The sequence below is a fragment of the Gallibacterium faecale genome (assembly GCF_027920745.1).
In the GTDB taxonomy this organism is placed as follows: domain Bacteria; phylum Pseudomonadota; class Gammaproteobacteria; order Enterobacterales; family Pasteurellaceae; genus Gallibacterium; species Gallibacterium faecale.
Map to the genome: position 1 here is coordinate 42,185 of NZ_JAQIBB010000079.1, position 22,864 is coordinate 65,048.

The following is a 22,864-nucleotide window of genomic DNA, read 5'->3' on the forward strand; positions in this document are numbered from 1 at the left end:
TTAAATCCTCGCTTCACTTTCTAATAAAGTAACCACTGCTTCAGCAGCTAATTTATCTGCATCTTGTTGAATTGAACGATGTAAATCCGTAAAAGTTTGTCGTAATTGAGCTTTATGCCGCAGATCTTGTTCCTCTTTGGAAAAATAAATCGCTAATTTTGCTGCTAATAACTCTGGCTCACACTGTTCTTGGATCATTTCTGGCACAAGCAGATCATTCGCTAAAATATTCGGTAGTGAAATATAATTTGTTTTCACCAAACGTTTCGCCAGCCAATATGTACTTGCTTTCATTTTATAACCAACGACCATAGGTGATTTACACAACATTGCCTCTAATGCTGCTGTCCCAGACGCAAGTAATGTTGCCTCCGCCGCAATCATTGCCTGTTTCGCATGACCATCAATCAAAATGACCTCTAAATTTGGCGCTACTTGTTGCAAAATCTGTTCAAATTGCTGACGACGTTTCTGATTTGCTAGTGGCACCAATAATTTTATATCAGGATACTGTTGCTGTAACAAAATGGCTGTTTTGATAAACGTTTCTGTTAAGAATGCCACTTCATTATGACGACTGCCCACTAAAATCGCTAAATAACGTTGTGTTGGATCGATCTGTAAAAACTCACAAGCTTCCAAACGATCGGGGTTCAGTGGCAACGCATCCGCTAAGGTATGTCCAATAAAACGACAAGGAACTTGGTGTTGATCATAAAAAGCTTTTTCAAACGGCATAAACACCAACATCATATTCACTGCTTGAGCAATTTTGTGAATACGATTTTGACGCCAAGCCCATACTGACGGGCTAACATAGTGTAATGTTTTAATTCCATGCTGCTTCAATTTCAGCTCAACACCAATATTAAAATCTGGCGCATCAATACCAATAAAAATATCTGGCTTAATATTGATTAAACTTTCAATCAACGATTGGCGGATTTTGAGCAATCGAGGAAGATGTTTAATCACTTCAACCAACCCCATTACGCTAAGCTCTTCCATATCAAATAAGGTTTCACACCCTGCTTGCAACATTTTCTGTCCCGCAATACCGATAAATTTCGCTTGAGGGTAGCGAATTTTTAATGCATTAATTAACCCTGCACCTAAAATATCACCTGATGCTTCACCAGCGACAATCGCAATTTTTGGCGCATAAGGAATCACAGAAACAGCTTGTTGCATAATTTTCTCCTCAACAGATATAAATAAACCGCACCCTATCCGCAAAAACAGATAGTGAGTGCGGTTTCAATAGTGAATGATTAGCGGATAATGCCACGTGTTGAACGTTTAAAGAAATCTAAGAAGAAACTAATTGATGATTCAGTTTCTGCAATTTGTTCGATTTCAGGCATCACTTGTTCCAACGTTTTCTCACTACGATAGATCAATTTATAGACGCTACGAATAACGTGTAATGTTGGTTTATCAAAACCACGACGTTTTAAACCTTCAATATTGATCCCAAATGGGCGCGCGTGGTTACCTTGAGCCATAACATAAGGCGGTACATCTTGGCTTACCATTGAACCACCACCTAACATAACGTGAGCCCCAACGATTACAAATTGATGAATAGCTGACATTCCACCAACAATCACAAAATCATCTAATTCAACGTGTCCCGCTAATGTCGCATTATTCGCTAGGATACAGTTATTTTTGATCTGGCAGTCATGTGCAATATGTGCATTCACCATAAAGAGATTATTGTCACCAACCTTCGTTGTGCCACCACCCTGTACCGTACCACGATGGATAGTCACGTGTTCACGGATACGATTGTTATTACCTATAACGGTTAATGTTGGTTCACCTTTATATTTAAGATCTTGGTTAACTTCACCAATTGTCGCAAATTGATAAATTTGGTTATTTTCACCAATTTTGGTTTTACCTTTGATCACGATATGTGAATTCAATACAGTATTCGCACCAATTTCTACATCTTTTTCAATGATACAAAACGGCCCAATAACGACATTGGCACCAATGGTTGTCCCTTCTTCAACAATCGATGTTGGATGGATTTTCGCACTTGGATGGATCATCTTAAACTCCTCGTCTAGCACACATTAAATCGGCTTCACAAACTAATTGCCCATCAACGGTCGCAATTCCTTTAAAACGCATCACACCACGTCTTTCACGTTCAAATTCAATTTGCAATATTAATTGATCGCCTGGTAACACAGGTTTCTTAAAGCGCGCATTATCAATTGCAGCAAAATAGTACAACTCATTTGGTGAAAGTTGTGTTGTCTTAAATGCTAACACCCCTGCAGATTGTGCTAACGCTTCTAAAATTAGTACCCCTGGAAAAATCGGTTTTTGTGGGAAATGCCCAGTAAAACAAGGTTCATTCACACTCACGTTTTTTACTGCTTTGAGCCATTTACCTTCTTCAAAATCTAACACACGATCAACCAATAAAAATGGGTAACGGTGTGGCAAAAGCTGCATAATTTCGTCGATATCAACTATTCTTGGTTCTCGTTCAATTGTCACTTTGGTTGCCCCTTAATAATATTTATATCATTCGCTGATATTTTTAATTTGTTTTTCTAATTCTTTTAGTCGCTTATTCATATCATTAATTCCTAATGTAAGCGCTGCTGTTTTACGCCACTCTTTATTAGGTTGTAATGGAATACCTGAAGAATAAACGCCTGGCTCAGTAATTGGGCGCATAACCATTCCCATTCCAGTAATAGTTACACCATCGCAAATTTCCATATGTCCATTAATGACACTTGCGCCACCAATTAAGCAATAACGTCCCACGTGTAAACTACCCGCCATAATTACACCACCAGCCACTGCAGTTCCTGTACCGATATGTACGTTATGTGCAATCTGACAAAGATTATCAATAATCACATTATCTTCAATTACTGTCGCATCTAATGCGCCACGATCGATACAAGTGCAAGCACCAATTTCGACATGATTACCAATAATCACTGTTCCTGTTTGTGGAATTTTAATCCATTTTCCACGCTCATTTGCATAGCCAAAGCCATCACTACCAATCACAGCAGAAGATTGAATTAAACAATCTGTACCAATTTCTACTTCATGGTAAACCGAAACATTAGCCCACAATTTTGTTCTAGCACCAATTTTGGCATTCTTACCAATAAAACAACCAGCGCCAATACAAACATCATCACCTAAAACAACTCCATCTTCGATGACTGCATTAGCACCGATACTCACATTCTTACCTAACAGTGCGGTTACTGAAATGACTGCACTTTCAGCAATCTCTGTTGCTGGTTTCGGTGTTTTATCCATATATTGTGCCAAAATCGCATAAGCAACATAAGGATCTTTCACCACAATCAGATTTTGTTTATCTGAACAATGTGGAAGATCTGCTTCGCTTACTAATAATGCACCCGCCTGACTTTCAGCCAATAATGGGCGGAATTTAGGATTTGAAATAAATGTTAAATGTTGTGAGGTTGCGCGCTCTAAAGGTGCGATACTTTCTACGAAAATATCGGCGTTACCCTTTAGAGTACCGCCGACTTTTTCCGCCAACTCACTTAGACGGTATTGTTGCATAATTCCAGCTATTCCTTATTTTTTCGCTGGTTGTGCTGCTGGAGCAAGTTTATCCATCACATCTTTAGTAATGTTTTTGCCATCAACTGCAAAAGCCACTGCATTAGCATCAATTACGAAAGTATATTTTTTCTCTTTTGCAATTTCATTAACCACTTTTTGGATAGACTCTACAACTTTATTGTCTTCTTCTGAACGACGTTGGTTGATTTTTTGTTGTAATTCATTAGCTTCTTTATCATAGTCAGCACGTAATTTATTGATTTCATCTTCACGTTTTTTGATATCTGCTTGACGTAGATTCTTACCGTCTTTTTGTAATTTTTGGATTTTATCTACAATTGCTTGTTCTTTTGCACGTAACTGTTCAACAGGTGCTTTAAATTCTTCATCCAATTTTTTCAATGCAGCTTGACGTTCTGGTGCATTTTGGAAGATATAAGCAGAATTGATAAATGCAATATTTTCTTCTGCATTTGCTACTGAAGCAAATAATGCACTGCTTGCTAATGCTAAAGTTAATCCTGCAACTTTTAAAGATTTTTTCATAAAAACTCCTAGAGTATATTTATTAATTAAATTGGGTTGTATTAGAGAACTTATTTATAAATAAGTTCTCATAAATTTTTTAGAATGTACCACCAATACTAAATTGGAACTGTTCTACATCATCACCATCATATTTTTTGATTGGTTTCGCATATGAGAATACCAATGGTCCAATTGGTGATTGCCATTGGAATGAAATCCCTGCAGATGCTCTTACCCGACTCGGATCACTGTAATCTGGTAAATTATATTTTGTAGATAATGATTTATCCCAATGTGTATTCCAAACACTTGCGGCATCAACAAAAAATGAGGTTCTTACTGTTGTTTGATTTTTATCACTCACAAATGGTGTCGGCACAATCAATTCGATGCTGGTAGTTGCCATTGCATTACCACCAATAACATCGGTACTTTGTCCATTCACATAACACTCAAATTCGTTATGGATTGTGCCATCTAAACATCCGCTAGGTGCGTTATTAGTAAGATAAAACGCATTAGGACCTACCGCACCATAAGAGAAACCACGCAATGAACCAATTCCACCAGCAGTATAGTATTGATAGAACGGTAATTTTTTACCACCAAATCCATTTGCATAATTGAATCCTGCTTTACCAGAAAGTACCCAAGTTTCCGCACGATTTAATGGATAATAACCTACGATATTTGCATTCAATTTATAATATTTATTATCTGAACCTGGGATACTAATACGTCCGCCGATATTAGCTTTAATCCCTTGTGTTGGGAAGAAACCACGATTTAAGCTGTTATATCCCCAACCTAAGCTGAAATCGAAATCATGGTTAGAAAACTCCCACTCTTTTGCTTCAATTGATTGCAAATAAAGTGCACGGTTATATTCAGGCTCAATATCTTTCAATTTATTATGTGCATAACCTAATCCCACATAGTAAGAGTTATTTTCATCTACTGGGAAACCTAAAGTTGTATCAATACCATATGAGGTTTTAGAGTAAGAAGCTTGGTTATTATTCTTTGAGTTATCGTATGTTTCATAATAAACATTACCACCAAGACTCACACCATCTTTAGTAAAATACGGTTCGTTATAACCTAACGCGATACTCATTCCATAGTCATTGCGTGTTCCAGATAAGCTTGCTGATGCACCAGTTCCTAAGAAGTTATCTTGTTTTACACTTGCGTTATAACTCAAGCCACTTTCTGTACCGTAACCAATACCGAAGTTAATACTTCCGGTATTGCGCTCTTTTACTTTATAGATAACATCCATTTGGTCATTAGTGCCTTTCACCATTTCCGTAGAACTATTCACAGTTTCAAAGAAACCTGTACGTTCTAGGCGTAATTTACCTAGTTGAATAGCAGATAAAGAATATAATGCACCTTCTTGTTGACGCATTTCTTGACGTAATGTTTTATCTGCACTCGCATCATTACCTTTGAATAAGATGTTACGTACGTAATAACGGCGTCCTGCATCCACCACATAAATTAAATTCACTTCATGTTTTTCTTCATTAAATTCAGGCACTAAATTCACTTGTGGTGCAGCATAACTATTGTCACCTAAGATAGTTTTAATCCCATCTTCAACATCTTTCGCATTATCACCATTAAACAATTCACCTACATAAATTTTCTTCAATAATGGTTCCATTTGTGGCATTAATCCCGCAGTATCCCCTATAATACGAACGCCACTTACGGTGTATTGTTCACCTTCAGAAACATCAATGGTAATTGCAATATCTTTTTTATCATCACTGACTTTTGTTTTTACATCAGTAATATTAAATTTTGGATAACCTTTATTTAGATAAAAAGTCTTAATCGCTTGTAGATCATTTTGGAATTTTTGTTGATCTAATTTACTACTTGCAAAGAAATTCCACCAAGAAACATCCGGTTGAACTTCCATTTGATCTAATAATGTATCTTTATCGAATGCTTTATTGCCTGAAAAATTAATCTCTTTCACTAATGCACGATCGCCTTCAGTGATATTTAATTTCACATTAGCTTGGCTGCTTGCAACTTGATCAATATCGAAATTAACTTTGGCATTATAAAAACCAATAGAGTGATAATAATTTTCTAATTCAGTTTTAAATGCATCTAACTTTTCACGATTAAGTAAGCTGCCTGCTTTGATATCATTCGCATTGAGGTTATCTTGCAAGGCATCTTTTGGAATCGAATCATTTCCAGAAAACTCTAAGCTATTAATCACAGCTCTTTCAGCAATATGAAGAACTAAAGTATTTCCTTCTCGAGAAGCTTGAACATTAGAAAAGGAACCATTCAGATATAATGCTCGAACAAGATTAGAGATATCTTGATCGGTAATAGTTTGCCCAACTTTGACTGGTAAATGTGCCATAATTGCACTTCTATTCCCTTCTGAAACACCATCTAAGCGAATATCTTTCACGACAAATGGTGCAGCAAACGTTGCGGTACTGCTAAATAATAAACTAGTTAATAAAAGTTTCTTCATATTGTTCAATCCTGTTGTTTTTTCAATAACAGTAAAAGTGAAATTTACTGCCATATTATAAACGCATTATATCATTAAATAACACAAAAACCGTAAGCCATAACAATAACGCCACACCAAGCCGATATGCCATATTCTGTATTTTTTCTGGCACTGGTTTCTTAGTCAAACCTTCAATAAATAAAAACACAAGTTGTCCGCCATCTAATACTGGCAGCGGGAATAGATTCATAATACCTAAATTCACACTAATTAATGCCATAAAGCGTAAAAAATAGGTAAGACCATTCTCTGATGATATCCCTGCACCTTGTGCAATAGAAATTGGACCACCCAGGCTGTTTAGACTTACTTCTCCAGTAAAAAGTTTACCAATAATCTTAATTGTTGCCCAAGAAAGTTGTCCGACCATTTGCCATGAATGAGAAAAAGCCGACAATAGACCATAACGTTGCATTTCAATATCTTGTGGATTAAGAGAATGTACCACAGGTACTAAACCCACATACGGCTTCCCTTTATCGTTTAATGCTGGCGTTAATGAAATTATTTGCTGCTCACCATTGCGTTCAATTGTAATCGCCATAGCTTGTTTTGGATGTTTCTGAATTTGAGTAACAAATTGTTGCCAATCCACTTTCTGACCATCCACGGCAACAATTTTATCGCCGGCTATTAAACCACTTTTTTCAGCAGGTGAATTTTCTGATACTTTGGCGATTGTATTATCAACTTTAGCTCTTTTTGGCTCAATGCCTAACGAGGTAAAAGCAGTTTCATTACTTGGATCAAACTTCCAATTCGATAAGTCAATAGTACGTTGAGTGGTTTTATCTGAATCTGTATCTTGTAAACGGAATGCGACTTCACCATCTCCCATTTTTGCTGCCAACACCAAATTGACATCTTCCCAGTTATGGATAGGTTCATTATCAATTGCTGTAATTTGATAGTTAGTTGGTAGTGCAGCTTGTGCCGCAAGGGAGTTCTGACGCAAATCAGCAATGATTGGTTTTAAGGTAGGAATACCGAGTAAATAAACAACCCAAAATGCAAGTAAAGCGAAAATAAAATTAGCTAAAGGTCCGGCTGCATAAATCATAATTCTAGAACGGACTGGCTGGCGATTAAATGCTTTAGCTAATAATTCAGGCGGCACGTCTTCATTACGTTCATCTAACATTCTAACGTAGCCACCAAGCGGGATCATCGAGACAACAAACTCTGTCCCTTGTTTATCAACCTTTCGCCATAACACTTTACCGAAACCGATAGAGAATCGTTGTACCGCTACTCCACATCGCCTTGCTACCCAAAAATGCCCTAGTTCATGTACAAAAACTAAGACAGCGATAACAATAATAAATGAAGCAACAGTCCATAAAAACGAAAACATACTCAATTCCGATCAAGTTAAAATAAAGAAGAATGCACTAAACACTGGTAACGCAGCAGTTAAACTATCAACACGATCTAAAATCCCACCATGTCCTGGAATCAGTTGGCTACTATCTTTGATACCGCAGTGGCGTTTCAACATACTCTCAGTTAAATCACCTAAAATAGAAACAACAACAGTTAATACGGAAACAGAAACTAATTCCACAAAAGATAAGCGAGTTGCTTCATATAATGGGGTAATCGTTAAGAAAATTGCAGCCACAATCACCGTGAGGACAATTCCACCAATAACCCCTTCCCACGTTTTCTTGGGTGAAACTGTTTCCGCAAGTTTATGCTTACCAAACTTTCTTCCTGCAAAATAAGCTCCAGTATCTGCTGCCCATACCAATAAAAATACATACAGTAATAAAGTAATACCTTGATAAGCACTACTATTGTAATGATAAAAACGGAGCGCAAGTAAACTTAAAAAGAAAGGAACTAATGTGAAGAAAGCAAATAAGATTTGAGCAATAGTCGAATTTCCCCAAAAAGCCGTACTTTTCGGATAAGTCATTACCAAAATAAAGGCAACAATCCACCAAATTAAGGATGACACAATTAATAATTCAGACACATTATTTAAAATCTTACCACTAGCGATAAAATCACTATTGGCATATATAAATAGATATAAAAATGCAGCGGCAATACTTGTAATAATCCAACGTAAAATAGGTTGTTTAATGTTGGCAAATTGTGTCCATTCCCAAACGGCTAGCACAATTAATAATGCACAGGTACAAGCAAATAATAGGGGTGGAAACACAAACAACACAATAAATACTAGGCTAACTAATACCAGTGCCGATAAGATTCGAGCCTTTAACAAAATAAACTCCTATTATGATTGTTTAGAAAGAGAGCCAAAACGGCGCTCTCGTTGTTGATAAAAATCTAATGCGTCTTCAAACTCTTTTTCTGAAAAATCAGGCCATAATACTTCAGTAAAATAGAGTTCTGCATAGGCCACTTGCCACAATAAAAAATTACTAATTCGCTGTTCACCACTGGTACGGATCAATAAATCAACCATCGGTTGATCCGCAGTTGTCAGATACTCTGCAAACTTATTTTCATCTAATTGCTGTAAAGCTAAATGACCAGCTTGTACATCATTACAAATACGTTTCGTCGCTTGTAAAATATCCCAACATCCACCGTAATTGGCAGCAATGTTTAAAGTTAATTGGGTATTATGTTGAGTAAGCTCTTCTGCATGACGGATACGTTTTTGTAAACCTTCACTAAAACGGGAAGTATCCCCCAAAATCTTCAGGCGAATATTATTTTTATGTAATTTACTCACCTCAAGATCTAACATTCTTATAAAGAGATCCATTAATGCATTAACCTCTGACTCAGGTCTTTGCCAATTTTCACTACTAAAGGCATACAGAGTTAAATATTTAATTCCTGTCTGTGCAGCATAATAAACGGCACGCCTTACCGCTTGTACACCATTACGGTGTCCAAACACTCTTAACTTGCCTTTTTGTTTTGCCCAACGACCATTACCATCCATAATGATAGCAACGTGTTGTGGGATATTCTCAGGATCTAACGCCATATAATAATTTAAAATAATGTTGCTCACGTCGAGCGACAATATACCACGCAAGCCACTAATTAAAAACTTAAAATCCGATCATTCGCTATTTCTCTGGCGATTTTATCAACGGCTAACACATCCTCTACCGCCGTAATAGCTTGGCTTGGAATTTTTTCGACCACAAAGCGATTTAATTGTGCAATTTGGGTAAAGCTAATTCTGTCATGTAAAAAAGCATCTACAGCCACTTCATTTGCAGCATTCATTGCCGTTGTCGCATATTGCCCTGCTTCAAACGCTTCAATAGCCAATTTGAGATTAGGATAACGTTGAAAATCTGGCGCCATAAACGTTAATTCAGTGAGTTTAGTGAAATCTAATGGTGCAACGCCAGACACAATCCGCTGTGGATAAGACATTGTTTCTGCTATCGGGGTACGCATATCAGGATTACCCATTTGTGCAATCACGCTTCCATCAATATAACGCACCATAGAGTGAATAATTGATTGTGGATGAATAATAATTTCCATCTGTTCCGCACTTGCATTAAATAACCAACGCGCTTCAATGTATTCCAATCCTTTATTCATCATCGTAGCTGAATCAACAGAAATTTTTGCTCCCATTGACCAGTTAGGATGAGCTATTGCCTGAGCTGGCGTAATACTCTCAAACTCATCTAAAGGTTTTGTTCTAAATGGGCCACCTGAGCCAGTTAGAACAATTTTACTTATACCTAGTCCAGCCAAATCACAAAAACCAATATTTTGTTGTGCTTCTACTGGTAATGATTGAAAAATCGCATTATGTTCACTATCCACAGGTAATAAAGTCGCACCATATTTTTTCACTGCATCTAAAAACACTTGGCCACAAGTTACCAAAGATTCTTTATTTGCTAATAAAATACGTTTACCAGCTTTAATTGCAGATAATGTTGGTAACAATCCAGCTGCACCAACAATGGCTGCCATTACCATATCTACTTTTTCATGGGCTGCTAATTCACAAATCGCTTGTTCACCAGCGACTACCTCTGTTGCACAACCTTGATGTTTCAATTTCTCTGCAACTTGTTTCGCTGCATCGTGATTAGCCATCGCCACAAATACAGGTTCAAATTCTAAACACTGTTTCGTCACTAACTCTACATTGCTATTCGCAACTAAAGCAAAAACTTGATATTGCTTGTTTTGTTTAATTACAGAAAGTGTACTTTGTCCAATAGAACCAGTAGAACCTAAGATAATGATATTTTTCATAATAGTATGTGCGGCTTATATTGAGGGAACAAAAAAATAACTGGCGAACAGGATCGCCAGTTACCAAAAGAAAAAATTAGAAATCCATTAGCTCTTTTTCTTTTTCAGCTAATGCTTCATCAACTTTTTTCACATAAAGATCAGTTAATTTTTGGATCTCTTCTTGCGCTTTACGTTCTTCGTTTTCACTAATTTCTTTATCTTTTAATAGCGCTTTAATCTTATCATTCGCATCACGACGGATATTACGTACCGCAACACGACCTTGCTCTGCTTCACCACGTACAACTTTAGTTAAATCACGGCGACGTTCTTCGGTTAATGGCGGTAATGGAACACGAATAGTTGTTCCCGCAGACGCCGGGTTTAGCCCAAGATCAGAAGCCATAATTGCTTTTTCTACTGCTGAGATTAAGCTACGATCAAATACAGTGACTGCTAATGTACGAGCATCTTCAGCAACCACATTTGCCACTTGGCGTAATGGTGTTGCTGCACCATAATACTCGACATGGATACCATCTAATAGGCTTGGATGCGCACGCCCAGTACGAATCTTAGAAATTTGACTTTTTAACGCTTCTACGCTTTTTTCCATACGTTGTTGCGCTTCATCTTTAATTGTTTTAATCACACTATATTCCTTTTTAATTTAACTCGAATAACAACTGCCGCCGAATTTTAACTAATGTAACACTTTTTTTAAATCTATTTTTTATCTGTAATTAAAGTGCCTTCTTTCTCACCTAACACGACACGACGTAAAGCACCTGGTTTATTCATATTAAACACACGAATTGGCATACCATGGTCACGCGCAAGCGTAAACGCAGCTAAATCCATCACTTTTAACTCTTTTTCTAATACTTCTTGATAAGTTAATTGTGAATATAATTTTGCATTAGGATTAGTCGCTGGATCGCAGTCATAAACCCCATCTACTTTAGTCGCTTTTAAGACAACATCCGCCTCGATTTCTATACCACGTAAACAAGCAGCAGAATCTGTAGTGAAGAATGGGTTACCTGTACCTGCAGAAAAAATCACAACTTGACCTTGTCTTAACAAACGAATCGCTTGTGCCCAACTATAACTATCACAAACACCATTAAGTGGAAATGCTGACATTAATTTTGCATTGACATCCGCACGATGTAATGAATCACGCATTGCTAAGCCATTCATCACGGTTGCCAACATTCCCATATGGTCACCAACAACACGATTCATTCCAGCTTTCGCCAATTTAGCGCCACGGAATAGATTTCCACCACCTAATACAACAGCAACTTGAACACCTAGTTCTAATAAATCTTTAATCTCTGCTGCCATACGATCCAAAATAGAAGGATCGATCCCAAAGCCTTCTTCACCTTGTAATGCTTCACCACTTAGTTTCAGTAAAATACGGTTATATACTGGTTTTAATTGACTCATCTGATTTTCCTTCTTTTGTTGTTGTGAAAATATAAGCAAATAATTTACCTAGCTTCCTTCGCCTAGTGAAATACTTGGTTATATTTTCAGCTTATAAAAAAAGCGAGTTTCCTCGCTTTTTTCACTTAGCTATTAAGCAGAAGTTTTTGACATTGCTGCAACTTCAGCTGCAAAGTCTGCTTCAACTTTCTCGATACCTTCACCAACTTCTAAACGGATGAAGTTAACAACTGTTGCACCTTTTTCTTTTAATAAATCACCAACAGTTTTTGATGGATCCATTACAAACGGTTGACCAGTTAAAGAAACTTCACCAGTGAATTTCTTCATACGGCCTTCAACCATTTTTTCTGCAATTTCACGTGGTTTACCAGATTGCATTGCAATATCCACTTGGATTTGACGTTCGTGAGCAACAACTTCTGCTGGAACATCAGATGGATTTACATATTCTGGGCGGCTTGCTGCAATGTGCATTGCAACGTGTTTCATTAATTCTTCATCAGCATTTTCTGCTGCAACTAATACACCAATTTTCGCACCGTGTAAGTATGAACCTACTGCTGCACCATTGATTGCTGCAACACGGCGGATATTCATATTTTCACCGATTTTTGCAACTAATGCTGCACGTTCATCTTCAAAGTGAGCTTTTAATACTTCGATATCAGTTACTTTATTTTCTAATGCATAATCAGCAACTTTGTTTGCTAATCCTAAGAAACCTGCATCTTTTGCAACGAAGTCAGTTTCACAGTTCATTTCAACAGCAACACCGTAACCGTCTTGAATACGCACGATGATAACACCTTCTGCTGCTACACGACCTGCTTTTTTAGCTGCTTTCGCTTGACCTGATTTACGCATATTGTCAATTGCTAATTCGATGTCGCCATTAGCTTCAACAAGTGCTTTTTTGCACTCCATCATACCTGCGCCAGTACGTTCACGAAGTTCTTTTACTAATGATGCTGTAATTTCAGCCATTTTTAAATCCTCTTTCTGTGTCAAATAAGACCACATTTTATATAAAACAGGGAACCCTAATGAGTCCCCTGCTAACCAATGAGTTTACTGTGGTTAATAAGGGATTTAACCTTATTAGATCCCAATAAGATTATTCTGCTTTAGCTTCCGCTTCTGCTGCTAATTGTTCAAAAGCTTCTTCTGCAACTGCACCTTGAGCTTGTGCTTTACCTTCTTTAACAGCGTCTGCTGCTGCAGTTAAGTAAAGTTGGATTGCTCTTACTGCGTCATCGTTACCAGGAATCACATAATCAACGCCATCTGGATCAGAGTTAGTATCAACAATTGCAAACACAGGAATACCAAGATTATTTGCTTCTTTGATTGCGATATGTTCGTGATCAGCTGCAATAACAAATAATGCATCTGGTAAACCGCCCATATCTTTGATACCGCCAAGACTTAACTCTAATTTTTCCATCTCACGAGTACGCATTAACGCTTCTTTTTTGGTTAATTTATCAAAAGTACCGTCTTGAGATTGAGTTTCTAAATCTTTTAAGCGTTTGATTGATTGACGAACTGTTTTCCAGTTAGTCAACATACCACCTAACCAACGGTGGTTAACATAGTATTGTTGGCAATCTAATGCTGCTGCTTGTACTGGATCAGTTGCGGCACGTTTTGTACCAACGAAAAGAATTTTACCGTTATTTGCTGCAATACGTTTTAACTCTTCTAACGCTGCATTAAACATAGGTAAAGTTTTTTCTAAGTTGATGATATGAACGCCATTACGTGGTCCGAAAATGAATGGTTTCATTTTTGGGTTCCAGTAACGAGTTTGGTGACCGAAATGAACGCCAGCTTGTAGCATTTCACGCATTGTAACTTGTGCCATAATTTTTTCCTTATTTAATTGGGGTTTAGCCTCCACATACCCCTAGACAATCGACCGTTTGGCACCCCGATTGTTAGTATAGATATGTGTGTGAAATAATAAATTTGCCTTTCAAAAATTTTACGACAAAAAGGCGGTGCGTTTTATACCATAAAACGTACTAAAAACCAATGCTTATCGAGAAATATTTTATTTAAAAGCCATCTAATACTTGCAGGGCATCACTCAATTTCTTCACTACAAAAACTTGCATATTATCGATAGGATTTTTTGGTCGATTCGCATAAGGCACTATCGCACGACGAAAGCCATGCTTTGCCGCCTCACTAATTCGTTCTTGACCACTTGGCACTGGACGAATTTCACCTGCCAAGCCAACTTCACCAAACACGACTAAATCTCGTGGTAGCGCACGATTACGAAAACTAGAAATTAATGCAAGCAATAAAGCCAAATCCGCACTGGTTTCACTGACCTTTACCCCACCAACCACATTCACAAAAATATCTTGATCCGCCATCTGTAAGCCGCCATGACGATGTAAAACCGCCAATAACAGCGCTACTCGGTTATGATCTAACCCCACAGCAACTCGTCTTGGATTGGCTAACATAGAGTGATCCACTAATGCCTGAATCTCAACTAACAGCGGTCTTGTTCCTTCCCATAATACAACTACTGAGCTGCCTGGTGTTTGTTCTTCACCTCGACTTAAAAAGATTGCAGAAGGATTTTTCACCTCTTTTAATCCTTGCTCAGTCATACCAAAAACCCCTAACTCATTTACCGCACCAAAACGATTTTTCTGACTGCGCAATGTACGAAAACGGGAATCTGCTTCCCCCTCTAATAAAATAGAACAGTCAATACAGTGTTCCAATACTTTCGGCCCAGCTAAGGTTCCATCTTTCGTTACATGCCCCACCATAATAATCGCCACTTGTTTGGTCTTCGCATAACGTGTGAGAAAAGAGGCACACTCGCGTACCTGAGCCACACTCCCTGGTGAGGATTGAATATCGGCTAAATGCATTACTTGAATTGAATCAATTACCATAATTTTTGGCTGTAATTGATCTGCGTGCAGACAAATTTGTTCTACTGATGTTTCCGATAAAACCTGTAAATTCTCTGTCGGCAGATTTAAGCGTTTAGCTCGCATCGCCACCTGTTGTAATGATTCTTCACCTGTCACATATAACGTTGGCATTTGTTGTGCTAAACCACACATCACTTGCAGCAATAAGGTACTTTTCCCTGCGCCCGGATGTCCACCAATCAGAATGGCACTCCCCGGCACAATTCCACCGCCTAATACACGATCTAATTCATTAAAACCACTGCCAAAACGAGGTAATTCTGACAAACTAATTTCCGATAATTTTTGAACCTTACTCCCACTCGCTCCCGCATAACCACTAAAGCGATCATTTTTGGTCGGTGTTGTTGCTAGTCTAACTTCGGTAATGGTATTCCATGCCTGACAAGCACTACACTGCCCTTGCCAACGCGCATATTCCGCTCCGCAATCATTACATACATATGCTGTTTTTACTTTTGCCATAATCTTATTTCAAGGTAAGTTTTAATAAATTGATTATTCTTTGTAGATATTTGCCACGAGAAGTTAATTCAAAGAGTTGATCTATTGCTTTGTGGTGATCTTGTTGCTCCACATGACGAGCAATAATTTGGCGAAGTTGTTGATAAAACAGTTGATTTACCTCTTGTAATTCGCTGACTAATTCCGCTCGTTCGCTTGACTGTTCACTTAATTGATTAAACAACGCAGTTTCATTGCAATAGCATTGGTAAAGATTAAAGAACAAGCCAATTAATTCTGTTACAGCAAAAGCCTCTTGTGCTAATTCACCTGAAAGTGATTTATCTAACCGTTTTAACAAACGTAACTCAAATTGTAATAAAGCTTCTAACTGTTCTGCTGCTGATGAAAATTTAGTTTCTAAAAGATGACGCCAATCATCAATGGATACTAATTGATATGTTTTACCCAATCCAGCAAGTTGGTAACCTCGTTCCGCTTTGCTTTCTTGCCCAATCCGCATACCATCTAAAAATAACAAATTCTGCACAAAATTTAATACATCTGTGATTTCACCTGATTTCAGTTCAATCTCAATTTCACTAATGGGCGCTTGTTGCTGATTAGCTTCAATTTTGCCTTGATCAATCGCAATTTCTAACTGCGTGCCTTTTCCGGTTTCTAATACATAGTATTCACGCTGAAAATTGGTACTAAAAATTGGCTGTAAAGTTGCTTGTAAGGTTTGATAATCTTGCGCAAGTTGTAATTCAGGATATTGTGAAAATAGCGTTAGATTAGGCATAGGTTCGGTTAATGCCACATTATATTCTGGTCGAATATGTAAGCCACCTTGTTCCTTCCCTGCAGTTTTTAAGGTCATCGTATAGGTATCATTCTCCGTTCTTACACGTAACCCCATCTTTTGAGTTGAGAAAAAATAATCCTGCGTATCAAAATAGCTATTTTGACTAAAAACTTGTTGCTGTTTAATTAATTTAAAATGGCTGAGTTCTTGCTTTATGCTATTAATAACGTCTTGATTTGCTGATAATTTTAGTTCTATTTCTGGTGACATTTTTGTTTTCTCATCGCTAACTCTCAAAGAAGGTTACTTTAGCAAATTTTTTGGTAACTGCCTAAAATTAAATCTTGTAACTGCAAAAAGGTCTATTGTAAAATTCGCGCCAGCTTTATATTTGAAAACTTGCTTACAAACTCACAATTAAGGAGATGTTTATGGCAATAAATAACATTCTTGGTCTATTTGCCCAATCCCCTCTTAAACCTCTACAAAAGCACTCAACAAAAGTTAATGAAGCTTGTGCAATGTTAATCCCATTTTTTGAAGCTTGCTATGCAGATGATTGGGAAACAGCACAACAATTACGCAATAAAATTTCTGAATTAGAAAAACAAGCAGATTCATTAAAACGTGAAATTCGTTTAAAACTGCCTCGTGGCTTATTTATGCCAGTAGAACGTACCGATTTATTAGAATTAGTGACACAATTAGACAAACTTGCTAATTATGCAAAAGATATTTCAGGTCGTGTCATTGGTCGCCAATTAAAGGTACCAGAACAAATTCAAACTGAATTCTTAGCTTATGTACGCCGTAGTTTAGATTCTAGCGACCAAGCTCGCCGTGTAATTGATGAAATGGATCAATTACTTGAAACTGGATTTAGAGGACGTGAAGTAAATTTTGTTAACGATATGATCAATGAACTCGATAAAATCGAAGATGATACTGATCATATGCAGATCTTATTGCGTCGTAAGCTATTAGAATTAGAAGATTCTTACAATCCAATTGATATGGTTTTCTTATATAAAGTCATTGAATGGGTAGGCGTATTAGCCGATCAAGCACAACGTGTAGGTTCACGTATTGAATTAATGTTAGCGCGTTCTTAATGAACATTTTCAATATGAGGATTATTTATGGAAACCTTATCTAATTACAGTACTCTGCTGGTGGTTCTGACTGCAATCTTCGGTTTTTTAATGGCATTTGGGATTGGCGCAAATGACGTTTCAAATGCAATGGGGACCTCAGTTGGTTCAAAAGCAATTACACCTCGCCAAGCTATTTTAGTGGCGATGTTTTTTGAGGGTACTGGCGCTTACTTAGCGGGTGGTGAAGTAACTGAAACAATTAAAGATGGCATCATTGATCCAACGCTGTTTATTAATCAACCTGAAATTTTAGTATTAGGGATGATGGGGGCGTTATTAGCTGCTGGAGTATGGTTATTAATTGCTTCTCGTGTAGGTTGGCCTGTTTCTACGACACATACTATTATCGGTGCAATTATCGGTTTTGCTTGTGTTACTGTAGGAACTGACGCAGTTGATTGGCACAGTTTACTCGGTATCGTAGGTAGCTGGTTCATTACACCAATCATCGCTGGAATCATTGCTTATACGATTTTCACCAGTACACAACGTTTAATCTTTGATACTGAATCACCATTAAGTAATGCGAAAAAATATGGTCCTTACTATATGGGATTAACCGTTTTCATTATCTCATTAGTTACCATTAAAAAAGGGTTAAAACACGTTGGTTTACATCTAGATAATTTAGAAACCTTTGGTCTTGCTGTACTTTTCTCATTAATTGCTATTATTGCTTGCCGTTTCTATTTACGCAGTGCGTCTTTTGAAAGACAAGCTGATAGTGGTTTCGGTGGTGTAGAAAAAGTATTCCGTATTCTGATGTTACTCACTGCTTGTTCTATGGCTTTTGCACACGGATCAAATGACGTAGCTAATGCTATTGGACCTTTATCTGCTGTTGTTTCTGTTGTTGAAAATGGAGGCATCGTAGCAAGTAAAACTCAATTAGCTTGGTGGATTTTACCATTAGGTGCATTAGGTATTATCTGCGGTCTTGCCATTATGGGACATCAGGTAATGGGGACAATCGGAACAGGGATCACAGACCTCACACCAAGTCGTGGTTTCTCAGCGGAATTTGCTACCGCAACTACCGTAATTCTCGCTTCTGGTACAGGTTTACCAATTTCGACTACACAAACATTGGTAGGTGCTGTATTAGGGGTTGGTTTTGCGCGTGGTATTGCTGCACTGAATCTAACGGTTATTCGTAATATTATCTCTTCTTGGGTTATTACGTTACCTGCAGGTGCGGTATTCTCAATTATTATTTTCTATACCCTTAAAGCTGTGTTATTGTAAAATACATATCCAATTCACTAGGTGTGGAACATCCACATCTAGTGATAAATCTTCCTATCTTGTTTAAAAACAGTAATCATCAAACAATTAAAGTACGAAGTTATGAAAAAATTTTCTCGCCTTTTAGGGATTTTCTCTACCCTTGTCATTGTTAGCCAATGTGCCTTTGCACAAACTCAGTATGTTTCAGAAAATTTAAGTACCTATTTAAGAAAAGGTGCTGGAGATCAATTCAAAATTGTTGGCACCATTAAATCAGGTGAAGCCGTTACTGTGTTAGAACAAAAAGATAAATACACCCAAATTCGAGATAGCCGTAATCGTGAAGGTTGGTTATTAACCAGTGAATTAAGCAATACACCAAGCAGCAAAGAACAAGTTCCAACATTACAGAAAAAAATTGATGAATTGACTTTAAAACTTAATCAAATCAATAACGACTGGCAGCAACGTACTAACGAAATGCAACGTCGTACTCAACAAGCAGAAAAACAAAGTAGTGAACTGCTTGAACAAAATTCACAACTCAATCGCCAGCTTGATATTCTGAAAAATAAAAATAAAGACCTAGAAGCGATGCTTGACTCAGAAAAGCGCGGCATTATTATCCGTTGGTTTATTTATGGTGGTTCAGTGTTAGCCGCAGGGTTAATTCTTGGTTTAATTATTCCAGTCTTAATTCCTAGACGCCGTAGAGATCGTTGGTAATGGTACAACAACCAGAAATCTATTTAGTCGGTGGTGCGGTTCGCGATCGTTTACTTGGTTTACCAGTGAAAGATAAAGATTGGTTGGTTGTCCATGCAACACCTGACTTATTACAAAAACAAGGTTTTTTACAAGTCGGTAAAGATTTTCCTGTTTTTTTGCACCCTCATAGCAAAGAGGAATACGCACTTGCACGTACAGAACGAAAAACAGGTAAAGGCTATACTGGCTTCTATTGTGATTTCTCCCCAGAAATTACACTGGAACAAGATCTGATTCGCCGTGATCTCACTATCAACGCAATAGCTGAAGATCTACAAGGCAATTTGTATGACCCTTATCACGGTATTCAGGATTTACACCAAAAAAAATTACGTCATATTTCCCCAGCCTTTAGTGAAGATCCATTAAGAGTTTTACGTGTAGCACGCTTTGCTGCACGTTTTTATGATTTAGGTTTTACGATTGCAGCAGAAACCTTAACTTTAATGAAAACTATGGTAGCTAGTGGTGAATTACAGGCCTTAACGCCTGAACGAGTTTGGCTAGAAACCGAAAAAGCCCTGAATTGTGCACATCCAGAAATCTATTTCTATGTTTTACAACAGATCGGAGCAATGAAGCTTTTATTTGCCGAGTTACAACCTCTTTTTCAAGTTCAGAATCTGCCACTAGAACAAGCACTTGCTCGTTTAAATACACTCACTACTTCCGCAGACATTCCTATTTCAGAACAACTTACCGCACGTTTTGCTTTATTCGCGGTAATGTTATCGTTGCCTATCACAGACTCGTTTTCTGAACAAAACCTCGCTGCCTATCAACAGCAGATTAAACAATTATGTCAGCGTTATCGCATCCCCACAATCTACCAAGAAAGTGCTGTCTTAGCATTACAATTTGTAATGCCGTTTGCACAAACTCACACACTTTCTGCTGCACAAATTATCGACTTATTCGATCAACTTGATTGTTGGAGAAAACCGCAACGATTAGCGCATTTATGTCTGATTTATCGTGCGGTATTGCCTGATTTTAGTTTAGAACAGCAACAACAGTGGCAACAATGGTATCAAAGCGCCAAAGCGGTTGATGTTCAGCAAATTATTGCTGCTGGCTTTCGTCAGCAACAAATTAAACAACAACTTTATCAACGCCGAGTATTAGCAATTTCTACTGCAAATTAAAGGATAAAATACAATGATCAATCATCTTGAGCTTGAACAAGTACTTAATCAGTTACTAAATAGCGACAAAATTAATGATTATGCGCCTAACGGTTTACAAGTTGAAGGTAAACCACAGATTCAAAAAATTGTTACTGGAGTAACTGCCTCTCAAGCATTACTAGATTATGCAGTGAGCGTAAACGCTGATGCGATTATTGTGCATCACGGCTATTTCTGGAAGAGTGAAAATCCTTGTATTCGTGGTATGAAAGGCAAACGCATTCAAACATTATTAAAAAATGAGATTAATCTATATGCCTATCATCTTCCATTAGATATGCACCCAACCTTAGGTAATAATGCTCAACTTGCTAAATTACTAGGGATTACCGAACTCTTTCCTTTAGAAGATACACCTAATTCCATTCCAATGTGGGGAAATCTGCCACAAGCTATATCAGGGGCTGAATTTACACAACGGATTAATCAAGTATTAAATCGTACCTGCTTACATTGTGCGAATGATGTGAACCAACCAATTCGTAAAATTGGCCTTTGTACTGGTGGTGGACAAGGTTACATTGATCTTGCTGCTAGCAAAGGTTGTGATGCGTTTATTTCTGGTGAAATTTCAGAACAAACCGTACATTCCGCACGAGAACAAAATATTCAATTTTTTGCCGCCGGCCATCACGCGACTGAACGCTATGGCATTAAGGCATTATCCACTTGGTTAGCAGAGAATTATCCATTAGATGTAGAATTTAAAGATATTGATAATCCAGCGTAATTAAGCTTAGCTAATTAACTTATTAATAAAATTAATTTTACATATTTTTCACATAAATATAACTTCCTAGTAAATCACTTATTAGGAGGTTATATGTCTAAATCTTTAATTTTTGATGAAATCTCAACTTGGCAAGCTGAAGCAACACAGTTACGCCATCGCTTACACCAATTTCCAGAAATTGGTTTTAATGAAATCAATACACAGAAATTAATCATTGAACAACTAACCTCATATGGCGTTGATGAGATCAATACTCAATTTGCTAAAACTGGGGTTGTCGCCGTTATCCAAGGTAATCAAAGTGGGCCGGCTATTGGTTTACGTGCCGATATTGATGCCTTACCTATCACTGAACAAAATCACTTTGAACATAAATCTAACAACAGCAACAAAATGCACGCTTGTGGGCATGATGGACATACCACCATGTTACTTATGGCAGCAAAATATCTTTGTTTGCATAGAAATTTCCCAGGAAAAGCGATTCTCTTCTTTCAACCTGCTGAAGAAGGATTAGGCGGAGCTCAAACAATGATCTCTGATGGCGTTCTATTACATTATCCGGTAGAGGCGGTCTATGCATTACATAACATGCCCCATTTAGATGTTGGTGAATTTGGCTTTCGTACAGGCAGTATTATGGCAAGTTCCGATCGTTTTTATATTCGAATTCAAGGAAAAGGTGGACATGCTGCTATCCCGCATTTAACCCAAGATCCCATGTTGGTAGCCAGTACAATTTATCAAGCAATCCAAGGTTTTACTGCAAGATCATTTGATCCTCTACAACCTGTAGTCATTTCTGTGACCCAAATGCAATGCGGCGAAGCATCAAATGTTATTGCTGACGAAGCCAATATTGTTGGTACATTCAGAACACATAGCGATAGTATTCGTAATCAAGTAATCGATGGTTTAGAAAGAATTGTGAAAAATGTTGCCCAAGCATTTGATATGCAAGCAGAGTTTAAACTAGGTGCCATTAGTCATCCACCAACAGTAAACCATAATACTGAAGTTGATATTGCAATTAATGCGGCAAAACAAGTTTCTTCTAAAGTTATCACTGATGTTGCCCCTTTAATGGGGAGTGAAGATTTTGCCTTCTTTCTGAAGGCTGTCAAAGGCTGTTACGGTTTCTTAGGTAATGGTAAACACAGCGCTTCATTACATAATCCACACTATGATTTTAATGATGAAATTATTCCTTATGGTGCAGCTTATTTCGTCGAAGTTATCCACTCTTATCGCAAGGAGTAAA

22 protein-coding genes are annotated in these 22,864 nt (G+C 37.6%); 6 read left to right on the plus strand and 16 right to left on the minus strand.

Going from position 1 to position 22,864, the window contains the following annotated elements; genetic code table 11:
- From lpxB to PF272_RS09200, 16 genes are all read right to left on the minus strand, one after another.
- A complete protein-coding gene (gene lpxB / locus PF272_RS09125) occupies positions 1 to 1,191 on the minus strand; it encodes a lipid-A-disaccharide synthase (RefSeq protein ID WP_271142505.1) in 1,191 nt (396 codons plus the stop codon).
- Positions 1,192 to 1,271: 80 nt separating this feature from the next.
- Positions 1,272 to 2,060 (minus strand): acyl-ACP--UDP-N-acetylglucosamine O-acyltransferase, encoded by a 789-nt coding sequence (gene lpxA, locus PF272_RS09130; RefSeq protein ID WP_271142506.1) that lies wholly within the window; start codon positions 2,058 to 2,060, stop codon positions 1,272 to 1,274.
- A gap of 1 nt (position 2,061) precedes the next feature.
- The gene (fabZ, locus tag PF272_RS09135) at positions 2,062 to 2,517 is read right to left on the minus strand and encodes a 3-hydroxyacyl-ACP dehydratase FabZ (RefSeq protein WP_065239479.1); all 456 of its coding nucleotides are present in this window, start codon (positions 2,515 to 2,517) and stop codon (positions 2,062 to 2,064) included.
- Positions 2,518 to 2,544: 27 nt separating this feature from the next.
- Positions 2,545 to 3,579: a UDP-3-O-(3-hydroxymyristoyl)glucosamine N-acyltransferase gene (gene lpxD, locus PF272_RS09140; RefSeq protein WP_271142507.1), complete on the minus strand. Its 1,035-nt coding sequence runs from the start codon at positions 3,577 to 3,579 to the stop codon at positions 2,545 to 2,547.
- Between the two features lie 15 nt (positions 3,580 to 3,594).
- Entirely contained in the window at positions 3,595 to 4,128 is a 534-nt protein-coding gene (locus tag PF272_RS09145) for an OmpH/Skp family outer membrane protein (protein ID WP_271142508.1), read from the minus strand.
- Between the two features lie 79 nt (positions 4,129 to 4,207).
- Positions 4,208 to 6,619, minus strand: coding sequence for an outer membrane protein assembly factor BamA (bamA, locus tag PF272_RS09150; protein ID WP_271142523.1), 2,412 nt, complete (start codon positions 6,617 to 6,619; stop codon positions 4,208 to 4,210).
- A gap of 55 nt (positions 6,620 to 6,674) precedes the next feature.
- The gene (gene rseP / locus PF272_RS09155; RefSeq protein WP_271142509.1) at positions 6,675 to 8,015 is read right to left on the minus strand and encodes a sigma E protease regulator RseP; all 1,341 of its coding nucleotides are present in this window, start codon (positions 8,013 to 8,015) and stop codon (positions 6,675 to 6,677) included.
- Positions 8,016 to 8,027: 12 nt separating this feature from the next.
- Positions 8,028 to 8,894, minus strand: coding sequence for a CDP-archaeol synthase (locus PF272_RS09160; protein ID WP_271142510.1), 867 nt, complete (start codon positions 8,892 to 8,894; stop codon positions 8,028 to 8,030).
- Between the two features lie 12 nt (positions 8,895 to 8,906).
- Entirely contained in the window at positions 8,907 to 9,632 is a 726-nt protein-coding gene (gene uppS, locus PF272_RS09165) for a polyprenyl diphosphate synthase (RefSeq protein WP_271142524.1), read from the minus strand.
- A 59-nt stretch (positions 9,633 to 9,691) separates the two neighbouring features.
- Positions 9,692 to 10,879: a 1-deoxy-D-xylulose-5-phosphate reductoisomerase gene (gene ispC / locus PF272_RS09170; protein ID WP_271142511.1), complete on the minus strand. Its 1,188-nt coding sequence runs from the start codon at positions 10,877 to 10,879 to the stop codon at positions 9,692 to 9,694.
- Between the two features lie 76 nt (positions 10,880 to 10,955).
- Positions 10,956 to 11,513, minus strand: a complete 558-nt coding sequence (gene frr, locus PF272_RS09175; RefSeq protein WP_065237278.1) for a ribosome recycling factor — start codon at positions 11,511 to 11,513, stop codon at positions 10,956 to 10,958.
- Between the two features lie 74 nt (positions 11,514 to 11,587).
- A complete protein-coding gene (gene pyrH, locus PF272_RS09180; RefSeq protein WP_065233955.1) occupies positions 11,588 to 12,316 on the minus strand; it encodes a UMP kinase in 729 nt (242 codons plus the stop codon).
- 132 nt (positions 12,317 to 12,448) lie between these two features.
- A complete protein-coding gene (gene tsf, locus PF272_RS09185) occupies positions 12,449 to 13,303 on the minus strand; it encodes a translation elongation factor Ts (protein ID WP_065237279.1) in 855 nt (284 codons plus the stop codon).
- 130 nt (positions 13,304 to 13,433) lie between these two features.
- Positions 13,434 to 14,183, minus strand: a complete 750-nt coding sequence (gene rpsB, locus PF272_RS09190; RefSeq protein WP_065233957.1) for a 30S ribosomal protein S2 — start codon at positions 14,181 to 14,183, stop codon at positions 13,434 to 13,436.
- A gap of 193 nt (positions 14,184 to 14,376) precedes the next feature.
- Complete coding sequence (gene radA / locus PF272_RS09195) at positions 14,377 to 15,747, minus strand: DNA repair protein RadA (RefSeq protein WP_065239471.1); 1,371 nt, start codon at positions 15,745 to 15,747, stop codon at positions 14,377 to 14,379.
- 4 nt (positions 15,748 to 15,751) lie between these two features.
- Positions 15,752 to 16,804 carry a CYTH domain-containing protein gene (locus PF272_RS09200; protein ID WP_271142512.1) on the minus strand — a complete coding sequence of 351 codons (1,053 nt, stop codon included), beginning with the start codon at positions 16,802 to 16,804 and terminating at the stop codon, positions 15,752 to 15,754.
- Positions 16,805 to 16,965: 161 nt separating this feature from the next.
- On the opposite strand from PF272_RS09200, the gene PF272_RS09205 reads away from it, so the two are divergent.
- The 6 genes from PF272_RS09205 to PF272_RS09230 all read left to right on the plus strand — a co-directional run bounded on the left by PF272_RS09205 (position 16,966) and on the right by PF272_RS09230 (position 22,863).
- A complete protein-coding gene (locus PF272_RS09205) occupies positions 16,966 to 17,646 on the plus strand; it encodes a TIGR00153 family protein (RefSeq protein WP_065239469.1) in 681 nt (226 codons plus the stop codon).
- Between the two features lie 27 nt (positions 17,647 to 17,673).
- Positions 17,674 to 18,933, plus strand: coding sequence for an inorganic phosphate transporter (locus tag PF272_RS09210; protein ID WP_271142513.1), 1,260 nt, complete (start codon positions 17,674 to 17,676; stop codon positions 18,931 to 18,933).
- 102 nt (positions 18,934 to 19,035) lie between these two features.
- Entirely contained in the window at positions 19,036 to 19,641 is a 606-nt protein-coding gene (locus PF272_RS09215; RefSeq protein ID WP_065237284.1) for a TIGR04211 family SH3 domain-containing protein, read from the plus strand.
- Positions 19,641 to 20,828 (plus strand): multifunctional CCA addition/repair protein, encoded by a 1,188-nt coding sequence (locus PF272_RS09220; RefSeq protein WP_271142514.1) that lies wholly within the window; start codon positions 19,641 to 19,643, stop codon positions 20,826 to 20,828. The genes PF272_RS09215 and PF272_RS09220 overlap by 1 nt, the downstream gene beginning before the upstream one ends.
- Positions 20,829 to 20,844: 16 nt before the next feature.
- Complete coding sequence (locus PF272_RS09225; RefSeq protein WP_271142525.1) at positions 20,845 to 21,600, plus strand: Nif3-like dinuclear metal center hexameric protein; 756 nt, start codon at positions 20,845 to 20,847, stop codon at positions 21,598 to 21,600.
- A 93-nt stretch (positions 21,601 to 21,693) separates the two neighbouring features.
- On the plus strand, positions 21,694 to 22,863 hold the full coding sequence (locus PF272_RS09230) for an amidohydrolase (protein ID WP_271142515.1): 1,170 nt from the start codon (positions 21,694 to 21,696) through the stop codon (positions 22,861 to 22,863).
- Position 22,864: the final 1 nt, after the last annotated feature.

Excerpts from the sequence above, each read along its gene's own strand:
- lpxB (WP_271142505.1), bottom strand. The coding sequence starts at position 1,191 with ATGCAACAAGCTGTTTCTGTGATTCCTTATGCGCCAAAAATTGCGATT.
- lpxA (WP_271142506.1), bottom strand. The coding sequence starts at position 2,060 with ATGATCCATCCAAGTGCGAAAATCCATCCAACATCGATTGTTGAAGAA.
- lpxD (WP_271142507.1), bottom strand. The coding sequence starts at position 3,579 with ATGCAACAATACCGTCTAAGTGAGTTGGCGGAAAAAGTCGGCGGTACT.
- PF272_RS09145 (WP_271142508.1), bottom strand. The coding sequence starts at position 4,128 with ATGAAAAAATCTTTAAAAGTTGCAGGATTAACTTTAGCATTAGCAAGC.
- bamA (WP_271142523.1), bottom strand. The coding sequence starts at position 6,619 with ATGAAGAAACTTTTATTAACTAGTTTATTATTTAGCAGTACCGCAACG.
- rseP (WP_271142509.1), bottom strand. The coding sequence starts at position 8,015 with ATGTTTTCGTTTTTATGGACTGTTGCTTCATTTATTATTGTTATCGCT.
- uppS (WP_271142524.1), bottom strand. The coding sequence starts at position 9,632 with ATGGCGTTAGATCCTGAGAATATCCCACAACACGTTGCTATCATTATG.
- ispC (WP_271142511.1), bottom strand. The coding sequence starts at position 10,879 with ATGAAAAATATCATTATCTTAGGTTCTACTGGTTCTATTGGACAAAGT.
- pyrH (WP_065233955.1), bottom strand. The coding sequence starts at position 12,316 with ATGAGTCAATTAAAACCAGTATATAACCGTATTTTACTGAAACTAAGT.
- tsf (WP_065237279.1), bottom strand. The coding sequence starts at position 13,303 with ATGGCTGAAATTACAGCATCATTAGTAAAAGAACTTCGTGAACGTACT.
- rpsB (WP_065233957.1), bottom strand. The coding sequence starts at position 14,183 with ATGGCACAAGTTACAATGCGTGAAATGCTACAAGCTGGCGTTCATTTC.
- radA (WP_065239471.1), bottom strand. The coding sequence starts at position 15,747 with ATGGCAAAAGTAAAAACAGCATATGTATGTAATGATTGCGGAGCGGAA.
- PF272_RS09200 (WP_271142512.1), bottom strand. The coding sequence starts at position 16,804 with ATGTCACCAGAAATAGAACTAAAATTATCAGCAAATCAAGACGTTATT.
- PF272_RS09205 (WP_065239469.1), top strand. The coding sequence starts at position 16,966 with ATGGCAATAAATAACATTCTTGGTCTATTTGCCCAATCCCCTCTTAAA.
- PF272_RS09210 (WP_271142513.1), top strand. The coding sequence starts at position 17,674 with ATGGAAACCTTATCTAATTACAGTACTCTGCTGGTGGTTCTGACTGCA.
- PF272_RS09215 (WP_065237284.1), top strand. The coding sequence starts at position 19,036 with ATGAAAAAATTTTCTCGCCTTTTAGGGATTTTCTCTACCCTTGTCATT.
- PF272_RS09220 (WP_271142514.1), top strand. The coding sequence starts at position 19,641 with ATGGTACAACAACCAGAAATCTATTTAGTCGGTGGTGCGGTTCGCGAT.
- PF272_RS09230 (WP_271142515.1), top strand. The coding sequence starts at position 21,694 with ATGTCTAAATCTTTAATTTTTGATGAAATCTCAACTTGGCAAGCTGAA.